Source organism: Paracidovorax avenae ATCC 19860 (assembly GCF_000176855.2).
In the GTDB taxonomy this organism is placed as follows: domain Bacteria; phylum Pseudomonadota; class Gammaproteobacteria; order Burkholderiales; family Burkholderiaceae_C; genus Paracidovorax; species Paracidovorax avenae.
Genome location: NC_015138.1, coordinates 1452843 through 1475851 on the forward strand (window position 1 = coordinate 1452843; position 23009 = coordinate 1475851).

Annotated in this window: 22 protein-coding genes; 7 read left to right on the top strand and 15 right to left on the bottom strand. The window is 70.6% G+C overall.

Features of this window, described 5'->3' with window-relative positions; genetic code table 11:
* Window positions 1-407: 407 nt before the first annotated feature.
* Window positions 408-1115 (bottom strand): IPTL-CTERM sorting domain-containing protein, encoded by a 708-nt coding sequence (locus ACAV_RS06410; RefSeq protein WP_013593758.1) that lies wholly within the window; start codon window positions 1113-1115, stop codon window positions 408-410.
* Window positions 1116-1314: 199 nt separating this feature from the next.
* The gene (locus ACAV_RS06415) at window positions 1315-3915 is read right to left on the bottom strand and encodes an ABC transporter permease (protein WP_013593759.1); all 2601 of its coding nucleotides are present in this window, start codon (window positions 3913-3915) and stop codon (window positions 1315-1317) included.
* 148 nt (window positions 3916-4063) lie between these two features.
* On the opposite strand from ACAV_RS06415, the gene ACAV_RS06420 reads away from it, so the two are divergent.
* Window positions 4064-4492: an Hsp20/alpha crystallin family protein gene (locus ACAV_RS06420; RefSeq protein ID WP_013593760.1), complete on the top strand. Its 429-nt coding sequence runs from the start codon at window positions 4064-4066 to the stop codon at window positions 4490-4492.
* A gap of 26 nt (window positions 4493-4518) precedes the next feature.
* On the opposite strand, the gene ACAV_RS06425 is transcribed toward ACAV_RS06420, so the two are convergent.
* Genes ACAV_RS06425 through ACAV_RS06435 form a run of 3 tightly spaced genes read right to left on the bottom strand, consistent with a single transcriptional unit; the run spans window position 4519 to window position 7187 of the window.
* Window positions 4519-5223 (bottom strand): ABC transporter ATP-binding protein, encoded by a 705-nt coding sequence (locus ACAV_RS06425; RefSeq protein WP_013593761.1) that lies wholly within the window; start codon window positions 5221-5223, stop codon window positions 4519-4521.
* Complete coding sequence (gene miaA / locus ACAV_RS06430) at window positions 5220-6272, bottom strand: tRNA (adenosine(37)-N6)-dimethylallyltransferase MiaA (protein ID WP_013593762.1); 1053 nt, start codon at window positions 6270-6272, stop codon at window positions 5220-5222. Before miaA ends, ACAV_RS06425 begins: the two co-directional genes overlap by 4 nt.
* A gap of 48 nt (window positions 6273-6320) precedes the next feature.
* Entirely contained in the window at window positions 6321-7187 is an 867-nt protein-coding gene (locus tag ACAV_RS06435) for an SDR family oxidoreductase (protein WP_013593763.1), read from the bottom strand.
* Window positions 7188-7271: 84 nt separating this feature from the next.
* Between ACAV_RS06435 and ACAV_RS06440 the strand changes: the two genes are divergently transcribed.
* Window positions 7272-7763: a winged helix-turn-helix transcriptional regulator gene (locus ACAV_RS06440; protein ID WP_013593764.1), complete on the top strand. Its 492-nt coding sequence runs from the start codon at window positions 7272-7274 to the stop codon at window positions 7761-7763.
* 20 nt (window positions 7764-7783) lie between these two features.
* Here ACAV_RS06440 and ACAV_RS06445 read toward each other — a convergent pair whose 3' ends face one another.
* Entirely contained in the window at window positions 7784-8677 is an 894-nt protein-coding gene (locus tag ACAV_RS06445) for an alpha/beta hydrolase (protein WP_013593765.1), read from the bottom strand.
* Between the two features lie 249 nt (window positions 8678-8926).
* Between ACAV_RS06445 and ACAV_RS06450 the strand changes: the two genes are divergently transcribed.
* A complete protein-coding gene (locus tag ACAV_RS06450; RefSeq protein ID WP_013593766.1) occupies window positions 8927-10129 on the top strand; it encodes a glycerophosphodiester phosphodiesterase in 1203 nt (400 codons plus the stop codon).
* Between the two features lie 20 nt (window positions 10130-10149).
* Here the strand turns inward: ACAV_RS06450 and ACAV_RS06455 are convergent, their stop codons facing one another.
* Both ACAV_RS06455 and mutL read right to left on the bottom strand, forming a co-directional pair.
* Window positions 10150-10839: a PA4824 family protein gene (locus ACAV_RS06455; RefSeq protein WP_013593767.1), complete on the bottom strand. Its 690-nt coding sequence runs from the start codon at window positions 10837-10839 to the stop codon at window positions 10150-10152.
* Between the two features lie 22 nt (window positions 10840-10861).
* On the bottom strand, window positions 10862-12958 hold the full coding sequence (gene mutL / locus ACAV_RS06460; protein ID WP_013593768.1) for a DNA mismatch repair endonuclease MutL: 2097 nt from the start codon (window positions 12956-12958) through the stop codon (window positions 10862-10864).
* Between the two features lie 133 nt (window positions 12959-13091).
* On the opposite strand from mutL, the gene ACAV_RS06465 reads away from it, so the two are divergent.
* Entirely contained in the window at window positions 13092-13736 is a 645-nt protein-coding gene (locus ACAV_RS06465; protein ID WP_013593769.1) for a DedA family protein, read from the top strand.
* A gap of 28 nt (window positions 13737-13764) precedes the next feature.
* Here the strand turns inward: ACAV_RS06465 and ACAV_RS06470 are convergent, their stop codons facing one another.
* From ACAV_RS06470 to tsaE, 5 genes are all read right to left on the bottom strand, one after another.
* Complete coding sequence (locus ACAV_RS06470) at window positions 13765-14736, bottom strand: alpha/beta fold hydrolase (RefSeq protein ID WP_013593770.1); 972 nt, start codon at window positions 14734-14736, stop codon at window positions 13765-13767.
* A 235-nt stretch (window positions 14737-14971) separates the two neighbouring features.
* Window positions 14972-15199: a YMGG-like glycine zipper-containing protein gene (locus ACAV_RS06475; protein WP_013593771.1), complete on the bottom strand. Its 228-nt coding sequence runs from the start codon at window positions 15197-15199 to the stop codon at window positions 14972-14974.
* A 136-nt stretch (window positions 15200-15335) separates the two neighbouring features.
* Window positions 15336-15668 (bottom strand): cupin domain-containing protein, encoded by a 333-nt coding sequence (locus tag ACAV_RS06480; protein ID WP_013593772.1) that lies wholly within the window; start codon window positions 15666-15668, stop codon window positions 15336-15338.
* Window positions 15669-15803: 135 nt separating this feature from the next.
* The gene (locus tag ACAV_RS06485; protein ID WP_013593773.1) at window positions 15804-17354 is read right to left on the bottom strand and encodes an N-acetylmuramoyl-L-alanine amidase; all 1551 of its coding nucleotides are present in this window, start codon (window positions 17352-17354) and stop codon (window positions 15804-15806) included.
* The gene (gene tsaE / locus ACAV_RS06490) at window positions 17351-17896 is read right to left on the bottom strand and encodes a tRNA (adenosine(37)-N6)-threonylcarbamoyltransferase complex ATPase subunit type 1 TsaE (RefSeq protein WP_013593774.1); all 546 of its coding nucleotides are present in this window, start codon (window positions 17894-17896) and stop codon (window positions 17351-17353) included. The genes ACAV_RS06485 and tsaE overlap by 4 nt, the downstream gene beginning before the upstream one ends.
* Window positions 17897-17908: 12 nt before the next feature.
* Here tsaE and queG point away from each other — a divergent pair, with 12 nt between their 5' ends.
* On the top strand, window positions 17909-19006 hold the full coding sequence (gene queG, locus ACAV_RS06495; RefSeq protein WP_013593775.1) for a tRNA epoxyqueuosine(34) reductase QueG: 1098 nt from the start codon (window positions 17909-17911) through the stop codon (window positions 19004-19006).
* 18 nt (window positions 19007-19024) lie between these two features.
* On the opposite strand, the gene ACAV_RS06500 is transcribed toward queG, so the two are convergent.
* Complete coding sequence (locus ACAV_RS06500) at window positions 19025-19978, bottom strand: AEC family transporter (RefSeq protein WP_013593776.1); 954 nt, start codon at window positions 19976-19978, stop codon at window positions 19025-19027.
* Between the two features lie 46 nt (window positions 19979-20024).
* Window positions 20025-20936 (bottom strand): LysR family transcriptional regulator, encoded by a 912-nt coding sequence (locus tag ACAV_RS06505; RefSeq protein WP_013593777.1) that lies wholly within the window; start codon window positions 20934-20936, stop codon window positions 20025-20027.
* Between the two features lie 181 nt (window positions 20937-21117).
* Between ACAV_RS06505 and pyrB the strand changes: the two genes are divergently transcribed.
* Together pyrB and ACAV_RS06515 are read left to right on the top strand one after the other, a co-directional pair.
* On the top strand, window positions 21118-22107 hold the full coding sequence (gene pyrB, locus ACAV_RS06510) for an aspartate carbamoyltransferase (protein WP_225981045.1): 990 nt from the start codon (window positions 21118-21120) through the stop codon (window positions 22105-22107).
* Window positions 22101-22865 (top strand): sulfite exporter TauE/SafE family protein, encoded by a 765-nt coding sequence (locus ACAV_RS06515; protein WP_013593779.1) that lies wholly within the window; start codon window positions 22101-22103, stop codon window positions 22863-22865. The genes pyrB and ACAV_RS06515 overlap by 7 nt, the downstream gene beginning before the upstream one ends.
* The last annotated feature ends 144 nt before the right edge of the window (window positions 22866-23009 follow it).

Here is a 23009-nt window from a genome sequence, read left to right on the forward strand (position 1 = left end):
GGGCCCGTAGCCCCTGTCGCTCCGCCGCCCACGCCGGGGGCGCACCTGGTGAGCTGCCCCGTGCCCGCGTCATAGCAGGTCAGGGTGTTGCTCGTGCCGGTCGAGGACAGGCCGGGGATGTAGACCTCTCCCGTGCCCTGCACGCGCAGCCGTTCCTGGGTGCCGCCCTTGACGACGAAACCGCCACCGGCAGGGGGGGTGACGGTGATGTCCGCGGCGAGCGCGCCTGCGGCATGCAGGGCGAGGACGGAGCACAGCGTGGTGGCGGCCCAATGATGGCCCGGGCGTTTTTTCGGCATGGTGGAACCCTCTCTCTACTGGATCTCTGGATATCTTTTTGATGCGCATGCGGCGCACGCGACAGGTACCTGGCCAGGGGCAGAAGTGTTCCGCCCCGGCAAGGGCATTCAGCGTGCGCTGTGCGGGCGTGGTGCCGGTCCGCGGCGTTTCCAGGCCATGAGCGCGCCCATCAGCAGGGACAGCAGCACCAGGCCGTATTCGCTGAGCGTGGGAATCGAGGTCACTGCCGTCGCGGCGGCGCCGATCTGCACCGTCGGCGGCACGCTGGCGAAATTGCGGGTGATGGTGGCATTCGGGCCCAGGTTCACCACGGCCGTGCCGCTGGCCGAAGTGAGCTGCACCGGCTGCGCCTGGGTGCCCTGGATCGTCAGCGAGCCCAGCACCGTGATGTTGGCGCCTGCGGGCAGGACGAAGTTGCGGCCCGTCGTGCTCTGCAGCACGAGGTTCTGCACGACGATGTTGCCGCTGATCTGGGACGTATTGCCCGGGTCGCATCCGTCGCGCAGCACGAGCGTGTTGTTGCCGGTGTTCACCGGGCCCGTGGCGATGAGGTCTCCACCCACCGAGATGGTGCCGCCGGAGCCGGTCACGTTGGAGCCGGAGGCGAAGGTGGCGGAGGAGTCCACCGACAGCGTGCCGCCGCTCAGGTTCAGCGTGCCCTGCATGTCCAGCGACGTGCAGGAGATGTCCACGGCACCGCCCGGAGGCACGTCGAGCGAGGAGCCGGGCGGGACCACCCATTGGGCCGCGACCGGAGTGCAGAGGGTGAGCGCGAGCGCGGCGCCGGCAAGCCAGCGCAGTGGGTGACGAAGCATGAAAATCTCCTCCGGACAACCTGCAGGCCGGCGTATCGGGCCGGTTTCTGCGATGAATGTAGTAATACGCTGAACAGCCTCGTCGGTGCTCGGGCACCTTGTCATGGAGCGCCCTCCCCGGAACCCCATAGCTATTCGCAATGACGTCATTTTGCGTGAAATTCAACAAAAAGCATCACGTGGTAAGCATTTTTTTGATTCACCAGTCTTCCCGGAGTGCCAGTTCTGCATGGCGGGATGCGGACGAGTAGCACGCAAGCCACGCTGCCACCGTGCCGGTGGCGACGACCGCGCAGCACAGCAGCGCCAGCCGCGCCGCGGGGATGTGCATCTCCATGGTCCAGTGGAAGCTCTGCGGATTCACCACGTGGACGAGCACGGCCGAGACGGCACATCCGAGCGCCAGTCCGGCGACGGCCCCGGCGGCGGTCCATGCAGCGCCTTCGCCGGCCACCACGCCGAGGATCTGCGGACGCGTCAGGCCCAGGTGCGACAGCAGGCCCAGTTCTTTGCGCCGCGCGAGCACCTGCGCCGAGAAGCTCGCCGCGATGCCGAACAGCCCGATGCCGATGGCCACGGCCTGCAGCCAGTAGGTCACAGCGAAACTGCGGTCGAAGAGCGCGAGGGAGCGTTCCCGGATCGCCTGTGCGGTGCTGAACTCGATGGCAGGCTCCGCGCCCTCGCGCAGGGCCTGCGGCAGCCGGTCCGTGATGGCGGACCGCAGCGCGGCCTCGTCCGCGCCCGGCACGGGCCATATCGCCAGATCGTCGATGCCGGCATCGCCGGTGAGCCGGATGTAGTCGGTGCGCTCCATGGCCACCGCGCCGAACTGGCGCACATAGTCGCGCCATATGCCTGCGACGAAGAACTCGGCCGTGGGCTGTCCGGCACCCCGGGTGCGCAGTGCCATCGCCCGGGACAGTGCCGGCCAGCTGGCGCCCGGCCGCACCCCGTACAGGTCGGCCAGCGCTTCGCTCACGTACACCGCGATACGGCCCGGAGGCACGGGCAGCGGGGCCTCGCGCAGCGGCAGTGCCTGCGCCGCGCCGCGCCCGAAGGACCGGGCCAGCAGCGCCACGGCGGGGCGTGAGGGATCCAGCAGCAGGCTGCCGATGCGCAGCGCCTCGACCCGTTCCACGCCGGGCAGCCGCGCCACGGTGTCGTCCCATCCCGGCGGAAAGGGCGCATCGCCGCCGCCCCCGCCGCCCCCCGTCGCACGCAGGTACAGCGGCGCGGGCAGCGCGGTGTCCAGCCACTGCAGCACCGAGCCGCGGAAGCTGGCCACCATCACCGTCAATGCCACGGACAGGGCCAGGCTGGCGACCACGCCGCCGACCGCCACGGCCGCCATGCCGTGCATCCGCCGCGCACGCTCCACGGCGAGCATCGGCAGCGGGCGGCGGCCCGCCCAGGGTGCCAGCAGGCCCAGCAGCCCGTGCACCAGCACCGGCAGCAGGCCGATGCCGCCCACCAGCAGCAACGCGACCGACGCGTACGCGCCGAGCGGCAGCCCCGCCACCGGCGGCGCGAATGCCAGCGCACACCCCGCCGCGGCGCACAGCGCGGGCAGTGCCAGCCGGGGCTGCATGTCGGAGGCCGTGCCCGCCCCCTTGAGAGCGACGGCCGGCGCCAGCCGTTCCGCCGATCGCGCGGGCCACCAGCCCCCCGCCAGCGCGGCCGCGGTCCCCAGCGCCGCGTACAGCAGCGCGGCGCCGGCACTCCACTGCAGCGAGGGGCGCACACCCTCGAAATACCCTCCGCCCAGGTCGCCACCCATGGCACGCAGTGCCAGCGCGGCCAGGCCCGTGCCGAGCGCGATGCCGGCCACGCTGCCGGCAGCCCCCAGGGCCGCGGACTCGGCCAGTACCAGGGCCCGCCGCATGCGCGGCGTGGCGCCGAGCACCGCCAACAGCGCGAATTGCGGACTGCGGCGCGCCACGCTCAGCGCCAGCACGGAGAACACCAGGTAGCCCCCGGTGAAGAGCGCGACCAGGGCCAGCACCGTCAGGTTCACCCGGTAGGCGCGCGACAGGTCGTCCGTGCGCCGGGCCGTGTCCTGCGGCCGCACCACGGCAAGGCCCGCCGCATCGGCCGCCTCCAGGCCCGCGGCCTGCAGCATCTGCGGCAGCGCTGCCTGGAAATCCTCCACGCGGCGGCCGGGCTGCAATTGCACGTCGATGCGGCTCAGCCGGCCCGCACGGCCGAAGAAATCCTGCGCCGCGCCAATGTCCATCACCGCCAGCGGCGGCCCCGCGGCCGCCACCGTGCCGGCTATCCGGGCTGCGTTCCCCGACAGGCCCTGCCGCAAGGTGACGGGGCTGCCGCGGTCGGCCTGCAGCCCCAGGGCCTGCAGCGCGGCTGCATTGAGGAACAGCGTGGCGGGCGACAGGATGGCGAGCCGGCCCGCGTCCGGGAACGGCTGCGGCGCGAGCTCCGGCGCCATGGCCCCGAGCAGCAGCGTGTCCGCTGCCACCACGCGCAGCGCCACCGGGCTGCGTCCGGGCGCGCTGGCCTGCACGGAAACCTCCAGCACGGGACCGGCCCTGGCTACGAGGGCATGGGTGGCCACGGGGCCGTACAGCGCCTCGGGCAGGTCGCCCTGCGCGGCGCGCAGTTGCAGGTCGGGCTGGCCGCCGGCCGCGCGCACGGCCTGGCTGAACTCCGAGAGTGCGGAGGCATGGATCACATGCACCGCGAAGGCAAGTGCCACGCCCAGCATGACGGAAACCATGGCCACCGCGGTGCGCCAGGGATGGCGGCGCAGTTCCTGCCAGGAAAAGGTGCGGAGCAAGGCGAGCATGGAGCGATTGTGGCGCTGCCGTCACCGCGCGTGCCGTGGAGGCCGCACGGGGTCTTGAAGCGCATGGCCGCAGGCCTATATGGGCAGTGCGGCCGGCATGCCGGCACGTTTTCCAACCCCGATGTTCGACACGACGAAGGAGCTCATCATGAATTCACTCGTGACCCGTGGCGGTCTTCTGGACGAATTTTTCAAGGACTTCGCGCCCGGCTTCTACGTGCGCCCGCTGCATGGCGACGGCCTGCCCACGCCGCAGCAGATCAAGGTGGACGTGAAGGAAAACGACGGCGGCTACACCGTGCACGCCGAGATTCCCGGCGTGCCCAAGGAAGACATCCATGTCTCGCTCGACGGCAACGTCGTGAGCCTGCGCGCCGAGGTGCGGCAGCACGACCAGCAGACCGAAGGCGACAAGGTGCTGCGCTCCGAACGCTATTACGGCGCCGTGGCCCGCTCGTTCCAGCTGCCGGCCGAGATCGACGCGCAGGAAGCGAAGGCGAAATACGACCACGGCGTGCTCACGCTGACGCTGCCCAAGAAACGCGGCACCGGCGGCCAGCGGATCGCGATCGAATAGGGTGGGCCATGGCGGGCCAGGGCGACTCAGCCGGCCGCGATGGCCTGCGGCCGGATGCCGTCCGCGGTCAGGCGCAGCGTGCGGTCGGCGCGCTGCGCCGCGGTCCGCGAATGGGTGACGAGCACCATCGCGGCCCCGTGGTCGCGCGTCTGCGCGACGAGCAGGTCCATCACCCGTTCCGCAGTGGCCGGGTCCAGGTTGCCGGTGGGCTCGTCGGCCAGCAGCAGGCCCGGGCCGTGCACCAGCGCGCGCGCGATGGCCACGCGCTGCAATTGGCCGCCGCTCAGTTGCCGGGGCAGCCGCGCGCCCAGGCCCTGCAGGCCTACGGCCTCCAGCATGCGGTCCACCCGCGCCGGGTCGCTGCGGCCCAGCAGCATCAGCGGCAGTGCCACGTTCTGCGCCACGTCCAGGTGCGGCAGCACGTGGAACGCCTGGAACACGAACCCCACGTGCATGCGCCGCCAGCGGGCGCGCTCTGCATCGTCCATGGTGCCCAGGTCGGCCGCGCCATGGCGCACGCTGCCGGCCTGCCAATGGTCCAGCCCGGCCAGGCAGTTGAGCAGCGTGGACTTGCCCACGCCGGATTCGCCGACGATGGCGATGAATTCCCCGGGCTGCACGGCCAGGTCGACGTCGCGGAACACGGGCGTGCCGGTGCCGTAGTGGCGCGTCAGCCCGGCCGCCTGCAGCAGCGGCATGCCCGCAGAGATCGCATCGCCCTGGGCCGTCATGCCCGCACCCCGAGCGCGTCGAGAGCGGCCGCCACCCAGCGCTCCGTGGCGCCGGGGGCATCGCAGGCGATCGCGTGGCGCCACGGCATCGCGCGCAGCCAGGTGACCTGCCGCTTGGCGAGCTGCCGGGTGGCGGCGATGCCGCGCTCGCGCAGTTCCGCCAGCGGAAGGCGGCCGGTGCGCTCTTCGGCGTCCAGCGCTTCCCATGCCTGCCGGTAGCCCACGCAGCGCATCGACGGCAGGTCCGGGTGCAGGTCGCCGCGCGCGCGCAGGCGCCGGACTTCGTCCACGAAACCCTCGTCCAGCATGGCGTCGAAGCGCCGGGCGATGCGTTCGTGCAGCCACGCACGGTCCTGGGGTTCCAGCGAAAAAAGCGGCATGGGCCCGTGCCCCGCGTCCGCTGCGTTCCCGGACGTTGCCGCGCGGGTGTGAAAGCTCGAAAGCGGGCGCCCTGACACGTGCCAGACCTCCAGCGCCCGCTGGATGCGCTGGCTGTCGCCGGGCGCCAGCCGGGCCGCCGTCGGCGGATCCACGCGGGCCAGCTCCGCATGCAGGGCCGGCCAGCCTTCGGCCGCGGCCTGTGCTTCCAGCCGGGCCCGCACGGCGGCGTCGGCCGGCGGCATGTCGTCGATACCGTCCCACAGCGCCTTGAAGTACAGCATCGTGCCCCCCACCAGCAGCGGCAGGGCGCCGCGCGCCTGGATCTCGCGCACGAGCCGTTGCGCGTCGGCCACGAATTCGGCTGCGCTGTAGGGTTGCAGCGGATCGCGGATGTCAATCAGGTGGTGCGGCACGGCCGCCTGCTCGGCGGCGGTCGGCTTGGCCGTGCCGATGTCCATGCCGCGGTACACCAGCGCCGAATCCACGCTCACGATTTCCACGGGCCTGTGGGGTGCGAGCGCACGGGCCAGGGCGAGGGCTCCGGCCGTCTTGCCCGATGCGGTAGGGCCCGCCAGCGCGAGGCAGGCGGGAAGCGCCGGCGCGGCCGTTCCGCGGGGCAGGTGGGTTGCCGGCACACCGGCGGCCGGCAGGAAAGGGGGAGTGGACATGATCCCCCGGAGCGTACCAGTGCCCGGTGCCTGCCCGCGGCTGGCAGGTCAGCCCGGCATGGCGGCGCGGACAGCCTCTGCCGCCTGGCCCTGCCAGGGCGTGGTCGGCCGGCCGATGAGCCGTGCCAGCTGGCCGCCGCCGTCGAAGAGCGCTCCCCGCGCCGCCGCGGCATCGGACTGCGCCAGGATGGCTGCGAACGGCGCGGGCAGCCCGGCACCTTCCAGGACCCCTGCGTATTCCGCTTCGGGCAGGTCGCGGTAGGGAATGGCCCGGCCCGACGCGCGGGAGATTTCCGCAGCCAGCTCCGCCAGCGTATAGGCGCTGTCGCCCGCCAGTTCATGCACCTTCCCGGTCTGGTCCGGTGCCTGCAGTACCGCGGCGGCCGCTTCGGCATAGTCCGCCCGCGCTGCCGACGCAATGCGCCCTTCGCCCGCGCTGCCCAGCAGCACGCCGTGCTGCAGCGCGGCGCCCACCCCGGCCAGGTAGTTCTCGGTGTACCAGCCATTGCGCAGCAGCACGTGGGGCACGCCGGATTCCCGCAGCAACGCTTCGGTGTCCCGGTGCTCGCGCGCCAGTTCCAGGGCCGAGGTGTCCGCGTGCAGCACGCTGGTGTAGGCCAGCAGTTCCACGCCCGCGCCCCGCGCGGCATCGATGACGGTGCGGTGCTGCGCCGTCCGCTGCCCCACTTCGCTGCTGGAGACCAGCAGCAGCCGACGCACGCCCTGCAGGGCCGCATCCCAGCCAGCGGGGGCGGCGTAGTCCGCCTGCCGCACCACGATCCCGCGTTCGGCGAGGTCCTGCACCTTGGCCGGGTTGCGCACCAGCGCCACGATGTTCTGGGCGGGAACCGTGCGCAGCAGGGCGTCGATGACGAGGCGGCCGAGCTGGCCGGAGGCTCCGGTGATGGCGATCATGTCCTGTTCCTTGTGACGAGTGAACGAAGACGCGACAATAGCCCTCAAGCAAACTTTTCGTAAGTACCTACAAAAAGGTAAGTGATGGACCAGCGCACCGCCATCCCCACTTCACACCCCGTGTCCTCCGGCGCGCCCCCCGGGCTGTCGCGCCCTCCGCCTCCGTCCTCCGACGCCCAGGCGTCCCTGCCCCTGGCCGAACTGATGCGCCGGGGCGATGTGCTGTCGCCGGACTGCCCGGCGCGGGAGATCCTGCAGCACGTCACGAGCCGCTGGGGCGTGCTGGTGCTGGTGGCGCTCGACGACCGCACGCTGCGGTTCAGCGAGCTGCGGCGCAAGGTGGGCGGCGTGAGCGAGCGCATGCTGGCGCAGACGCTGCAGGTGCTGGAACGGGACGGTTTCGTGGATCGCCGGGCCTATCCCGTCGTGCCGCCGCATGTCGAGTACCGCCTGACGCCCCTCGGACGCGAGGTCGGCCGGCACGTGCAGGCCCTGGCCGACTGGATCGGCGGGCACCTGCCGGAGATCCTGGCGGCGAGGGGCTCCGCCGCGGCCTCCGCAGCCGCAGCGGGCTGACCCTCCGGGCCCTGGCCCGGTCAGGCCGCGGAACTGGCGGCCGATGCCCGTTGCGCCGGTGCGTGCGCGGGCACGGGTCCGGCGGGAATCCGGAACAGGTCCGCCAGCGCCTCGCGGTACTGCGCTTCGCCCACGCTGTTGGTGCTGTGGTGGGTGCCGCCCTCCACCAGGACGAAGCGCTTCGGCCCCTGGGCCGCTTCGTACAGCCGCCTGCCCAGGGAGGGCGGGATGAGGCTGTCGTCACTGCCGTGCACCACGAGCAGCGGCGAGCCGATGTGTGCCACCTTGCGGATCGACTCGAAACGCTGCGTGATGAGACCCGAGATGGGCAGCCACCCCCACTTGAACGTGGCCACCACCTCGGGAATGTTGGTAAACGTTCCCTCCACGATGGTGCCCTTTTCGTCCGGCACCATGGCGGCCAGGTCGATGGCGATCGCCCCGCCCAGCGAATGGCCGAAGATGTAGCGCGGCGCCCGGGGCTCCCGCGCTGCGAGCCAGTCCCAGGCTGCCCGGGCATCTTCCAGGGCCGTGGCCTCGGAGGGCAGGGCAGGGCTGCTGCGCCCGAACCCGCGGTAGTCCACTGCCAGCACCGAGAAGCCCATGTCGTTCATGCGCCGGATGCGGCCGGCGGAGCCGGAGACGTTCCAGCGCGCGCCGTGCAGGTACAGCAGAACGGGAGCGTCGGCCCGGCCCGAGGGCATCCAGAGCCCGTGCAGCTTCTCCGCCTTGCCCGTGGCGCGCGAATCGAACGCGATCCACACGTCCTGCATGTCGTCCGTGGATTGCGCGCCGCCCCAGGCCCGGTCGCTGGGCTGGAAGATCCATTCACGCTGTTTTGCGTCGAGGGTGGCACAGCCCGCCGTCACTGCGAGGGCGAGCGCGATGGAGGAGAAGAGGGGCCAGCGTTTCATCGAAAGGAACAGAGTCCGGTCGGGAGGGAAAGTTCGTCGGGCCCGTGGGGGCCGAAGGGCATGCTGCAAGAAACGCACCATGCTTCCCCGGGTTGACGGACCGAACCCTGGAATTACCCTGTGCGGGTGCCGCTGATCCGGGTTTTGCGCGCGTCCGGCGGGCGGCGCGGCGGTGTCACCGGGCTGTCATGCGGCACCGACAGAGTGCGCGCGGGCGCATACCGTCCATTCACAAGGGAGAAGAGACCAATGACGACGCAACGAATCGCGCGCGGCCCGGCCGCCGCCCTGGTGTTCACCAGCCGGTGGGCCCTGGCTGCCGCCGCATGCGCGGCCCTGTCCGCCTGCGGAGGCAATGGCGGCAGCATCCATTCCACCCTCGACGGCTCCAAGGCCCTGGTGATCGGCCACCGCGGCGCCGCCGGCTACCTGCCCGACCATACGCTCGAAGGCTATCGCCGCGGCATCGAGCTGGGTGCCGACTTCATCGAGCCGGACCTCGTGGCGACGAAGGACGGCGTGCTCATCGCCCGCCACGAGCCCAACATCACCGGCACGACCGACGTGTCGCAGCGCCCCGAGTTCGCCAGCCGCAAGACCCGCAGGATGGTGGACGGCGTGCAGGAGGAGGGCTGGTTCGCCTCCGATTTCACGCTGGCCGAGATCAAGACCCTGCGCGCCATCCAGCCGCTCGCCGATCGCGACCAGTCCTTCAACGGCCGCTTCCAGATCCCCACGCTCACGGAGGTACTGGACCTCGCCCGCACCGAAGGAGCGAAGGTGGGCCGCACCGTGGGCGTCTATATCGAGACCAAGCACCCCACCTACCACGCCAACCTGAACCTGAAGCTCGAAGACCGGCTGCTCGACACGCTCGCACAATACGGCTACACCAAGGCCGCCTCGCCGGTCATGGTGCAGTCCTTCGAGGTGTCCAACCTCAAGTACCTGCGCACGAAGACCCAGGTGCGCCTCGTGCAGCTCGTGGACGGCAACGACGTCAAGCCCGACGGCAGCATCGACCTCACGGCGCCCTATGACAAGCCCTACGATTTCGCGGTGGCCGGCGACCGCCGCACCTTCGCGAGCCTGCTCACGCCCGAGGGACTGCGCGAGGTGAAGACCTATGCGGACGGCATCGGCCCCTGGAAGCCCTACCTGATCCCGACGCGGCTGCAGGACGCCAACAACGACGGCAAGCCGGACGACCTCAACGGCGACGGCGTCATCGACGAGCGCGACCGCATCGTGATGTCGCCCACCCGCGTGGTGGCCGACGCCCATGCGGCCGGCCTGTTCGTGCATCCCTACACGTTCCGCAGCGAGGCCAAGCGACTCGCCTCCGATTACAAGGGCGATCCTGCGGCCGAATACCGACAGTTCTTCCGCCTCGGCGTGGATGGCGTGTTCTCGGACTTCCCCGACCAGGCCAGGGCCGCCCGCGACAACTGACCCGGCCGGACGGGCGGCATTCAGAAGCTGTGCTTGATGCCCAGGCTGATCAGGGTCCGTCCCTGGCGGCGCCCCACGAGACCGTCGAGCTGCCAGCCCGGCGTCCATTCCCACAGGGCGCCGGTCTGGTAGGTGGGCGGACCGTTGCGCTCGCCGAATGCCTCGACGTGCGCCGTGACGGCGCCCCAGGTCGATTCCACCGCGATGCCCCACGCGGGCCGCCACTTCTCGGGCGTCCGCAGGGCGCCGAGATTCGCATGCACCGCGCCCCAGCGGGTGGCGCAGGTGCCGATCGCCGTCAGCGCCAGCGTGCTGCCGTTCTCTCCGTAGGCATGGACCAGGCCGGCGCTGCTGGCCACGTGGCAGCCGCCCTCGCGCGGAGGCGTCCATTGCCACTTCGCCTGCAGGCCGCTCAGCGTGGTGCGGCCATGCAGGTCGCGGGCCAGCAGGGCGCCCACCTCCAGCCCCGGGAGCGCGCGGGGCGCGTACGCCGGCGCCGCGAAGACGGCGCCGCGCTCCTGGTGCACGCCTTCCCACCAGACTTCGACGTGGCCCTCGCCGGGGGCATTCACACCCGCGTCGTCCACCGTGAGCGGGCGGCCCGCATGCACGTCCGGGGAGCCTGCCGCAAAGGCGGCCAGGGCCACGAGGCCGCGCGCCGTGGATCTCCGGTAGAAACGGTGGCGGAACGGAGCGCGGTGGGGTGGCATGGGGAGGTCCTTTTTCCGTGGGTCAGCGCCCTCTCAGGAACAGCGCGTCCAGCTCGCGCATCGACAGCTGGCGCCATGTGGGCCGGCCATGGTTGCACTGGTCGGAGCGTTCCGTCACTTCCATCTGCCGCAGCAGCGCATTCATTTCGTCGAGCGTGAGCCGCCGGTGCGCGCGCACCGCGCCATGGCATGCCATGGTGCCCAGGATCTCGTTGCGGGCCCGCTGCACCACGGTGGTGGCATCGTGCGCCGCCAGCTCCGCGAGCACGCTGCGCGCCAATTCCACTGCATCGCCCTGGGCGAGCGATGTGGGCACGGCGCGCACCGCGAGCGTGCGGGGCGAGAACGGCGAGACTTCGAGGCCGAGCATGTCGAGCGTGCCGGCATGGGCTTCCGCCGTGGCCACTTCCTCGGGCGTGGCGGCGAACGTCGCGGGAATCAGCAATGGCTGGCTCGCGATGCGCTCGCTGGCATCCACCTGGGACTTCAGGCGCTCGTACACGATGCGTTCGTGCGCCGCGTGCATGTCCACGATCACCATGCCCTGGGCATTCTCGGCCAGGACGTACACGCCATGGATCTGGGCCACCGCACGCCCCAGCGGCCAGACTTCCGGCTCGTCGCCAGCGGGGGCCTCGGCCTGCGCAGAAGCGCCGGACTCTGCCGCGAAGGTGCCTGCGCCGTCCGGTGCGCCTTCCTGCGGGACTGCGGGCATGCCCGTGGCCGGGAGGCCACCGGTGGCCATGGCATAGGCGGCGGGAGCCTCCTGCACGGTGGCAGTCGCCCCTGTCACCGGTGCGAACGGCAACGGCGCATGCGGCCCGGAGGGCTGCGCGAAGGCCGCCGCGGTGCCATCCGGCCGTGCGGAAGGCGTGATGTCCTTGCGCCCCCAGAGCGCTTCCAGGTCGGTGACCCGGTGCCCGGGGCGGGCATCGAAATGCATCGCGGCCTGCCGCGGCAGGGCGGACGGCGGCATGCGGGCAGCGTGGGCCGCGGGCGAATCCGCGGCGGGCGCATCTGCTTCGGCCGAGCCTTGCGCGGCCGCTGCCAGCGCCTGCGCGCGCGGGGCGGCCAGGGCGTTTTCCACCGCATGCCGCACGGCCTGGTGGACTTCCCGGCTGTCGCGGAAGCGCACCTCGATCTTGGTGGGATGCACGTTCACATCCACCCGCATCGGATCGATCGCCACATAGAGCGCATACACCGGCTGCTTCTGCCCGTGCAGCACGTCCTCGTAGGCACTGCGGGCCGCATGCGTGAGCACCTTGTCGCGCACGAACCGGCCGTTGACGTAGCAGAACTGCTGGTCGGCGCGCGAGCGCGCGGCGTCCGGCAGCCCGGCCCTCCCGGTGACGGTCACCGGCCCGGAACGGTGCCGCACGGCGATCGACTCGGCCAGGAAGTCCTCGCCCAGCACGTCGGACAGCCGGCGCGCCAGCGCATCCTCCAGCGCCGCATCGTCCACGGCGCCATCCGCCGAGGCTGCAGGGGCGGCCAGCGTCGCGCGCCATTGCTCGACCAGCTTGCCTTCGTGCCAGATCGCGAACCCGACATCCGGCCGGGCCAGCGCATGGCGGCGCACCGCCTCGATGCAGTGCGCCAGCTCCGTCGCGTCGGTCTTGAGGAACTTGCGCCGCGCGGGGGTGGAAAAGAACAGCTCCTTCACTTCCACGGTGGTGCCGCGGCTGCGCGCCGCCGGGCGCAGCTCGCCGCTGCGTGCGTCGAGCAGGAAGGCCGTGGGCTGCTCCTCGGTCCGCGACAGCAGGGCCATCTCCGAGACCGAAGCGATGGCGGCCAGCGCCTCGCCGCGAAAGCCCATGGTCGCCACCGACTCCAGATCGTGCAGGTTGGTGATCTTGCTGGTGGCGTGTCGACGCAGTGCCACCGGCAGTTCCTCGGGCGGAATGCCGCAGCCATCGTCCTCCACCGCGATCAGGCGAACGCCGCCCGCCAGCAGGCGCACGGTGACCTGCCGGGCGCCGGCATCCAGCGCGTTGTCCACGAGCTCGCGCACGGCCGACGCGGGCCGCTCCACCACCTCGCCCGCGGCGATCTGGCTGATCAGTTCGTCCGGAAGATCGCGGATCGGGCGGCGCGGGGGGGCTGGCTCTGGGGTCATCGGGCGGCATTGTAGGCAGTGCGGTTAGAGTTACGCGCCGCGCCGCCGGGTGCCCGCTTCCTCCGCGGGGCGAAAGCACCTGCCCGGGCGCACCGACCCCTTTTTCCGCTCTGCCGCTCCTGAAGGACCCGCCTTGGAAGCCATCCAGTTCCTCATCGATTTCATCCTGCACGTGGACAAGCACATCGCGGCCTTCGTGGCCGCGTACGGCCCCTGGGTCTATGCGCTGCTCTTCGCCATCGTGTTCGTGGAAACGGGCGTCGTCGTCATGCCCTTCCTGCCCGGCGATTCCCTGCTCTTCATCGTGGGCGCGCTGTGCGGCGCCGGGCTGATGAGCTTTCCCATTGCCTGCGCCGTGCTGCTGGTGGCGGCCGTGCTCGGAGACCAGTGCAACTACACCATCGGACGGTATTTCGGGCCCAAGGTGTTCCAGTGGCCGGACTCGCGGTGGTTCAACCGCCGGGCCTTCGAGCAGGCCCATGCGTTCTATGAGCGCTATGGCGGCATCACCATCGTGCTCGCGCGTTTCATGCCATTCATCCGCACCTTCGCCCCGTTCGTGGCGGGCGTGGCCGAAATGCACCGCGGCAAGTTCACCGCCTACAACGTGGGCGGCGCACTGCTGTGGGTGCTGGGCATCTGCACGGCAGGCTACTTCTTCGGCAACTTCCCCTGGGTGCAGGCCCATCTCGACAAGATCATCTGGGCGCTGATCCTGGTGCCGGGCCTGATCGCCATCTTCGGCGCCTGGCGTGCGGGCCGCCGGCAGGCCGCCTGATACCGGCAGCGCGGCCGCGCCCCGGCGTCTAGCGCAGCGTGCGCTCCAGCCACCGCAGCAGGTGGTGGTTGACAGCCTCGGGGTTGTCCAGGTTGGAGAGATGGCCCGCGGCCGGCACCAGCACGGCATCGCAGCCCAGCGAGTGCGCCAGGTCCTGCATCCCGCGGGGCGGGCAGGCGGTATCGCCGTCGCCGCACATCATCAGCGTGGTGGCCGGGTCCAGCGCCGCCAGCCGGTCCGGTGCATCGCGGCGCGCCAGCAGGAGCCGGCCCAGGGGGACGATCGAATCACGCAGCCGGTCGGTGGGCATCGACGCCAGGCAGCGGGCGAACGCCGCCGGATGCGCAGCATCCATGTCCGTGCCGGCGCGGAAGAAAAGCGGAACGATGGCCCGCGCCAGTGGCGGGGTGACACGCCCTGCGGCCTCGATGGCGTCGAGCAGGCCCGCGTAGTGGCGGTGCGTCGCTTCGGGCTCCGCGCCGAGACGGGAGCCCATCAGCACCAGGCTGCGCACCCGCCCGGGCGCCAGCAGTGCCAGTTCCGCGCCCCACAGGCCGCCGGCCGACAGGCCGACCACGGCGAACTCGTCGATCTGCAAGGCATCGAGCATGGACAGCATGTGACCGGCCAGGGCCTGCAGGTCGTGCGTGCCGCCCGGCAGCGGGCCGGATGCTCCGTGGCCCCAGAGATCGGGCGCGATCACGCGGTAGCAGCGCGACAGGGCCCGGATCTGGGGCTCCCACATCGTGGAGTTCCACAGATAGCTGTGGCCCAGCAGGACGGTGGGCCCCCTGCCGCGGTCCTGGTAGCGAAGATGGCCCCCTTCCGCCGTGGGCAGCCGCAGGACCTGTTCCTCGGCGAACGCGCTGAAGTCGTCACCGGTCGGAAAGGCCGCCGTCTCCGGGCCCGTCACGCGGAACCGCAGCGCCGGCCGCCGCGGTTGCCCACCCTCGGCGCAGGGAGGCATTCCGGTGCGCGGCGGGTGGGGAAATCGGGCCATGGACAGCGACCTTCCTCTGCAAAAAAAGGGACCGCTGAATGCTAGCCGCTGCTAGCTTTATTGTTTATTAGAGTATTTGTGAATAACCATAAATATCTTTTATTAATCAAGACGGGCAGGCGGCCGGCACTGCCCATGAATAAAGCCGCTCGCGCGGCGACTGCCATGCGAGCGGCTTGTGGGGCGGAGCAGCGCGGGCTGCTTCCGCAAAAGGTTCTGAGCGAGGTGCCTGCGTTCAGCGGCGGCGCTGGTCGCGGTCTTCGCCCAGTTCGTGGCCGATGAGCGCACCCGCTGCTGCACCACCCACGGTGGCTGCGGTGCCGCCAACCGCGCTGCCCAGCACGCCGCCAGCCACGGCGCCCACGCCGGTGCCGATCTGTGCGTTGGACGGATTGGAAGAGCATCCTGCCAGGCCCAGTGCGGCGACGCAGGCGGCGGCGGAGAGGAGATGGCGGTAGTTCATGGTGTGCTCCTTGTGTGGAATTGCAGGCTCAGGGAATGTCCTTCTACCCATGTGCGCACTATCGCTCCGCTCGCTGCAGGCGTGTGTAAGCAGCTCCAACCGCCGGTTGTAGGACGTTACTGTCCGGCCCGCTTTCTCACTCGGGAACCAGGCACAGCGTCAGCAGCAGCGACGCATCGGTCAGTCCGCGCAGCGAATGGACCGCACGGGCCTGCAGATGGACGAGGTCGCCCGCGCGCAGCAGGCTGGCACCCGAAGCGGTGTGCAGTTCCACTTCTCCCTCGATGCACTGGATCGTGAACTCCCCGGGCACCTCGTGCTGGCGAAGCTCCTTGCCCGCGGGCAGAACAGCCCGTATCACTTCGAGCTGCGCCGCCTTGATGATGGCCGAGGTGGCGGTTCCCGCCAGCGCGGCACCGAGCGGGCGGACGCTGACGACTTCGGCGGAACGTGCATGCTGCAAAGCCATGGAAAACTCCTCTGGCCCCGGTGCGGGGCGTTTCGTCGTGGGGTGGATGGAACTGTGGCCCAGCCGGCGCCGCAAGGCAATGCCTGCATGCCCCCGGGCAGCCTGCGGAGTGCCGGCCGGTCCGGGGCCGGGGATTCAGACGGACCGGCTGCGCGCGAGCGGCGGATTCTTCGCGAAATAGCGCGTGATGCCGCGCATCAGCGCATCCGCCAGTTGCTGCTGGTAGGCGGCCGTGCGGAGCTTGGCTTCTTCTTCGGGGTTGCTGATGAAGGCGGTCTCCACCAGCACGCTGGGAATGTCCGGCGCCTTCAGCACGGCGAAACCGGCCTGCTCCACCCGTGGCTTGTGGAGTCTGGCCATGTTCCCGATCTCGCCCAGCAGCACGCTGCCGAGCTTGAGGCTGTCGTTGATCTGCGCCGTGGTGCTCATGTCGAGCAGGGCGCTCTGCACATGCCTGTCCTGGCTGCGCACGTTCAGCCCTCCGACGAGGTCGGACTGGTTTTCCTTGTTGGCCAGCCACCGCGCGGCCGTGCTGGACGCACCGCTCTGGCTGAGCGCGAAGACGCTCGCGCCGCGGGCGGCCGGCGTGGTGAAGGCGTCGGCATGGATGCTGACGAACAGGTCCGCCTGCACGCGCCGCGCCTTTTCCACCCGCACGCCCAGCGGCACGAAGAAATCCGCGTCGCGGGTCATGAAGGCGCGCATCGGGTTGCCCCCGACGGTGGTGGCATTGATCCGGTCGCGCAACAGGAACGCGACCTTCAGGACCACGTCCTTCTCGCGTGTTCCGCCCGGACCGGTGGCGCCGGGGTCTTCTCCGCCATGGCCCGGATCGAGGGCGATGATGATGAGCCGGTCGGTGGCCCGGGCAATGGCCGGGGCGGCGGGCGCCGCTCCGCTGCCCGCATGCGGCGGCGCGGGCGCGGCGGCCACTGCCGGAGGCGTGGCCGCCGGTGCACCAGACGGCGTGGCCACCGGCGCCGTGGGGCCGGGCGATGCCGCGGGCAGGCCGCCCGGCGCCGCAGGAGCGGCTTTGCCCGGCGGCGTGTTGTGCTGCGCGATCAGGTCGCCGATCGGGTCGCCGGCCGTGCCCGGACGCGCCGCGGCGATGTTGGGCAGCGGGGCGGGGGCGGCGGAAGTCCCCGCGGAGGCGGTGCCCGGTGCTGCATCCCGCAGGCGCTCGGCGATCAGGGTCTCCAGCGGATCCTCGGGTTCGGCGGGGTAGAGGTCGAAGACCAGCCGGTGCCGGTAGGCGGCGATCGGCGGCAGGGTGAAGACCTGGGGCAGCGCGGCGCGCTTGAGGTCCACCACCAGCCGCACGACGCCCGGGGCGTTCTGGCCGACACGGATGCCGGCGATGTTGGGGTCGTCCGGCTTCACCTTCGCGACCAGTTCGCGCAGTTCGGGGTTCAGGTCGATGCCTTCGATGTCCACTGCCAGCCGCGGCGGCGTGGCCACGAAGAACTGCTTGGCGGTGAGCTGCTGGTCCGATTCGATGGTCACGCGGGAATAGTCCTGCGCCGGCCATACGCGCACCGCGACGATGCCCGCGCCGCGGGCGATCTGCGTGGCCCCGAGCAGGAGCACGAGGGATCCGGCGCGCAGCAGCCTGCGCCGCGACGGGCCATGCGCCAGCGGCGATGGGGCGGCGGGCGGGAGGGAGGAGGGGAGGGCGTCTTCGCTCATTCTGCGGGAAGTGCTTGCACCAGGGTACGGCCGAGGGGAGTGCCGGCGCGCAACAGGACCAGCCGGGCCAGGCCGTCGCCATCGTACGCGCCATTGGCGGGAGGGGATGCTTCGATCTGTAGGACGAGGTCGGCGGCGGGCAGCAAGCCCGCGGCTTTCTCGGGCCACTCGGCGAGCTTCAGGCCGGGCCCCGCGAAGATGTCGCGAAAGCCTGCGTCCTCCCATTCGCGGGGATCGCCGAAGCGGTAGAAGTCGAAATGCCACGCCGGCCCGGTGGCGGTGTCATGCGGCTCCACCACGGCGTAGGTCGGGCTCTTGATCCGGCCCTGCACGCCCAGGGCGCGCAGCAGGTGCCGCACGAAAGTGGTCTTGCCCGCGCCCAGGTCGCCGTCCAGGGTGACGAAGGCGTTCGCCAGCGCGGGCTGCGCGGCGAGTGCGCGCGCGAATGCCGCGGTGTCGTCCTCGCTCCGCCAGACCCTTTGCAGGGTGTCGGTTCCGGAGGGGCTTTCTACAATCCCCGGGTGATGTCGTGCAGCAGTCAACTCGTTCCTCAAATGCAAGGCTGGGCCCGCGAACTGGGATTTTCCCAAATTGGCGTCGCCGGCGTGGATTTGTCGTCGGCGGAGCCGGGGTTGATGCAATGGCTGGCCCAAGGGTTCCATGGAGACATGCACTACATGCAATCCCACGGGCTCAAGCGCGCCCGGCCGGCGGAACTGGTGCCCGGCACCGTGAGCGTGATCACCGTGCGCATGGACTACCTGCCGAGGCAGACCCTGGAGCGCACCGCGGAGCGCGAGGGTGCGCCAGCGGGGTGGCAGGCGGCCGAACTGGCGCGGCTGGACAGGCCCCGCGAAGGCATCGTGTCGGTCTATGCGCGGGGGCGGGACTACCACAAGGTGCTGCGCGCCCGGCTGCAGAAGCTCGCGGACCGCGTCGCCGGCGTGGTGGGGCCCTTCGGGCACCGCGTGTTCACCGACTCCGCGCCGGTGCTGGAGGCCGAGCTCGCCCGCCGCAGCGGGCAGGGCTGGCGCGGCAAGCACACGCTGGTGCTGCACCGCGAAGCCGGCTCCATGTTCTTCCTGGGCGAGATCTACGTCGACCTGCCCCTGGCACCCAGCGAGCCCGTGAGCGCGCATTGCGGTTCCTGCCAGGCCTGCATCGATGTCTGCCCCACGCACGCCATCGTCGCGCCGCAACGCGTGGATGCGCGGCGCTGCATTTCCTATCTCACCATCGAGCATTCCGGGCCCATTCCGGAAGCGCTGCGGCCCCTCATGGGCAACCGCGTCTATGGCTGCGACGATTGCCAGCTCGCCTGCCCGTGGAACAAGTTCGCCCAGCCCGCGCAGGTGCCCGATTTCGACGAACGCCCCGGGCTCTCGGGGCGCCCGCTGGCCGAGTGGTTCGCCTGGGACGAAGGCACTTTCCTGCGCATGACCGAAGGCGGGCCGATCCGCCGCATCGGGCATGAGCGCTGGCTGCGCAACGTGGCCGTGGCGCTGGGCAATGCGTTGCGTGCCACCGGCGATCCGGCCCTGCGGGCTGCCCTGGCATCGCGCGTGGATGACCCGAGCCCCCTGGTGCGCGAGCACGTGGCGTGGGCCCTGGCGCAGGCCGCCGCGGGAACGCCGGAGCCGCCGCCCGCATGAGCGGACCGCGCGCAGCGCTCAGGGAGCGAGCCAGCCCAGCGCCAGCGGCAGGCTGAACACGCCCAGCACGGTGGACAGCGTCACCAGGCCCGCCACATAGGGCCCGTTGTAGCCCATGCGCGCGGCCAGCACGTAGCAGGTGGACGCGGTGGGCAGGGCCGAGAAGGCCATCAGCACCGTCGTCTGCACGGCGTCGAGCCTGAACCAGCGTGCCAGCAGGCAGGCCGCCACCGGCTGCACGAGGTGCCGTATGGAAAGCACCGAGGCCGAGAGCAGCGTGCTGCGCGTGAGCAGGCCGAGCTGCATGCCTGCGCCCGCCGACATCAGCCCCAGGGCGATCGACGCGGCGCCGACGCGGTTCACCGAGGGCTCCATCCATCCGGGAATGCGCAGGCCGAGCAGGTTCGCGGCCAGACCGGAAGCCGTCGCCAGGATCAGCGGATTGCGCGCCAGCTCCTTCAGGAAGCCCTGGCTGCCCGCGCGCGCCATGGGCCACACGGCGGCCACGTTGAAGATCGGCACGCAGACCCCGATCAGCACGGCGATGAGCTGCAGGCCCTGCGCGCCCGCCAGCCGCTCGGCCAGCGCCAGCCCGATGAACGAATTGAAGCGGAACGCCACCTGCGCGCTGGCGGCATGGTCGCGCGCATCGATGCGGCCCGACAGGCCCGGAAGCTTCGGCAGCGCGTAGGCCAGGCCGATGCCGCACAGCCCCGTGAGCACGCCCGCGCCGATCAGGCCCGAGGTTTCGATCACATGGATCGGGTTCTTCACGATCGACTGGAAAAGCAGCACCGGAAAGAGCAGGTAGTACACCAGGCTCTCGACGGGCTGCCAGACGGACCGGTTGAGGGCCGTGTAACGGCAGATCAGGTATCCGAAGAGGATGAGGGAAAAATCCGGGAAGAGAAGCTGCGCGTAGTTCACCGCCCGCAGGATACCCGGCGCCCGCGCCGGCGGGTGCCGTGGCATGGAAATGCCGGCACGCCCGGGGCGCGGCCCCGCCTGCAACGAAGCGTCAGTCCTTGGACTTGAACACGCGGGCGCCGTCCGCGATGGCTTCCAGCACCTTCTTCAGACCCCGGTTCACCGGCTTGTCCTGTCGGAGGATGAAGGCCAGCGTGCGCCGCAGCTTCGGTTCGAGCGGGCGCATCTCCAGGTCCTTGTGCCGGCCCGGGCCGGTCACCGCCATGCGGGGCAGCACGGCGCAGCCCAGGCCCGCCGCGACCATGGCCTTGATGGCCTCGACGCTGTCGAACTCCATCGCCGGCGGGCGCAGCGGCCCGGTGCCCTGGCGCAGCCATTCGTCCACGAGCGTGCGCGTCGTGGTTCCGGTGCCGAGCTTCACCATCGGCTGCTCGCCGAGCATCTCCGCGGTCACGGCGTCCGGCCACTGGCAGGTGCCGCGGCGGCAGATGGCCACGAAATCGTCCTCCAGCACCGGCGTCGCGGCGATCGCGCGGGAGTTGACGGGCAGGGTGACGAGGGCGACATCGATGATGTTGCCTTCGATCTGGCGCACGTAGTCCTCCGTATTGCCGGTGCTCACGACGATCTGCAGCGACGGGTAGCGCTTGCGCAGGTCACGCAGCACCGCGGGAAGGAAGTAGAGGCAGGGCGTGAGGCCCGTGCCCAGGCGCACCGTGCCCGACACCCCGGCGGCATGGAAGGTTGCCGCGCTTACCGCGTTGGCGACCGCGGTCGCGACATGCGGTACCTGGGCGAGCAGGTCGCTGCCGGCGGGCGTGGCACTCACGCGCCTTCCCACGCGTTCCACGAGCCGCACGGACAGTGCTCGCTCCAGCTTCTTGACCTGCACGCTGACGGCGGGCTGGGTGAGACCCAGGCGTTCGGCCGCCGCAGAAAAACTCCCCAGCTCGAGCACCAGTGCGAAGGTGCGGAGCTGCTCTAGATCGATGGTTGTTTCCAAAATGATTTTTATGTTTCGTATAAGAAAGAAAAACTTCTCTTATGGAAGCCTCGGAAAGAAGATTGAAGCAGAAAGTCAGCCCATCCGCACAACAAGATTGTTTCCAGTGTCGCAGTGCCACCGCTCCCTGCCCGATGGGCATCCACGCACCCTTTCCCACAGGGCTGCGCGCCAGCATCTCGTGTCGATCGACGACTGGTCGCGCGGGGATATCGAGAACCTGCTGGACGTGACGGAAGACATCCGCCGCCATCCGGGCGAATTCGCCTACAGCCTCGCAGGCTCGCTCGTCTGCACCGCGTTCTTCGAGCCCAGCACCCGCACGCGCCTGAGCTTCGAGGCGGCCGCCCACCGGCTGGGCGCGAAGGTGCTGAGCATGGGCGACATGCAGACCACCCGCATGGGCCTGGGCGAGAGTGCTTCCGACACCCTGCGCATGGCAGGCTACTACGCGGACCTGGTCGTGGCGCGGCATGCGCAGGACGGCATGGTGGAGCGCATGGCGCAGGCGCTCGAGGTGCCCGTGGTGAACGCGGGCGAAGGCCTGCATCGCCATCCGACGCAGACCCTGATCGACCTCTTCACCATGCGCAAGCACTTTGGCACGCTGGACGGCCTGCGCGTGGGCATCTGCGGAGGGCTGCGGTACTCCCGGGCGGCCAAGTCGCTGTTGGCCGGGCTGCGGGCCTTCCGCGACGTGCGGGTGCATGTGGTGGATGCGGTAGGCGATACCGAGGCGGCGCAGGCGCAGCGCGCACCGCTGGCGCAGGTCGCCGGGGCGGGTGCCCAGGAGCACGCCTGCGTGGCCGACATGCTGGGCCAGGTGGATGTGCTCTATGTCGTGCGCGTGCAGCGCGAGCAGTACCGCGACGAGGCCTCCCACGCGATGCAGCTGGAGCGCTGCCGCGTCGATCGCCGCCTGCTGCAGGGCCTGCGGGGCGACCTGGTGGTGATGCACTGCTTGCCCCGCGGCGGAGAACTCCCCGAGGACGTGGACGACACGCCCTTCAACCACTACTTCCGGCAGGCGGCCAACGGCGTGGCCGTGCGCATGGCGGTACTCCAGCGCTACCTGGGCCGGTTCCGCCTGACGACGGCAGCCCTGATGGGCGACCGGCTGCACCTGGACATCGCTCCCCCGTCTTCCGCCAACAGGTCCGTCGCATGGTGATGCTCTGGAGCGCCGCCCTCGCGGGCGTGGGGGGCATTGTCGGCATCGTCGCCGTCACGGTGGGCGGGGGCGTCACGCTCGGCGTGCCCCTGCTGCTGCTGCTGGGCCACCCGGCGGCCACCGCGATCGCCACCGTCAAGTTCGCGCTGATCGGCTCCTTCGCCACGGGCGCGCTGGTGCACCGCCAGGACCAGCGCTCCGAAGTGGCCGTGCCCTGGCTGCTCTGGCCACTGTGCGTGGCAGGCTCCGTGACCGGTTCCCTGCTCGCCACCGGCATGGACGAGCGCCTGCTCAAGTTCCTCGTCGTCGTGCTCATGGCGGGCGTCCTCTGGATCACCTACCGCACCGACCTGTCGGCCAAGGGCGTCGCGCCGGGGTCGGGTGGAGCGCGCATGTCGGCCGGTGGCGTGGCCACCGTGTTCGCGCTGTGCGTGTATTCCGGGTTCTTCGGCGCGGGCTTCGGCACTTTCCTCATCTTCGCGCTCATGCATTTCTTCGGGCTCAGCTTCGCGCAGAGCGCTTCGGTCATGACGCGCATCAACCTGCTGGTCGTGGGCGCCTCGGTGAGTACCTTCGCCAGCAAGGGCGTGATCGACTTCCAGCTGGGCATTCCGCTGCTGCTGGGATGCGCAGTGGGCGGAATGATGGGCGCCTGGACCGCCAAGACCCTGTCGCCGCATCGCATGAAGGCGATGTTCCTGGTCTTCTCCATGCTGCTGGGCTCCAAGCTTCTCTGGGACGCCATGGTTCCTGCCTGAAACCGGGCAACGCCCGAGACTGTCGCGCTCCGCTCCCCGAGGGGGAGTGCGTCATCCACCACCGATGCGGCAAAGATCACGATGGTGAGGGTAATTCCTCACCAGGGGTGACGCTGCGTGCAACGATGCTCTTGCCTTCCCCGC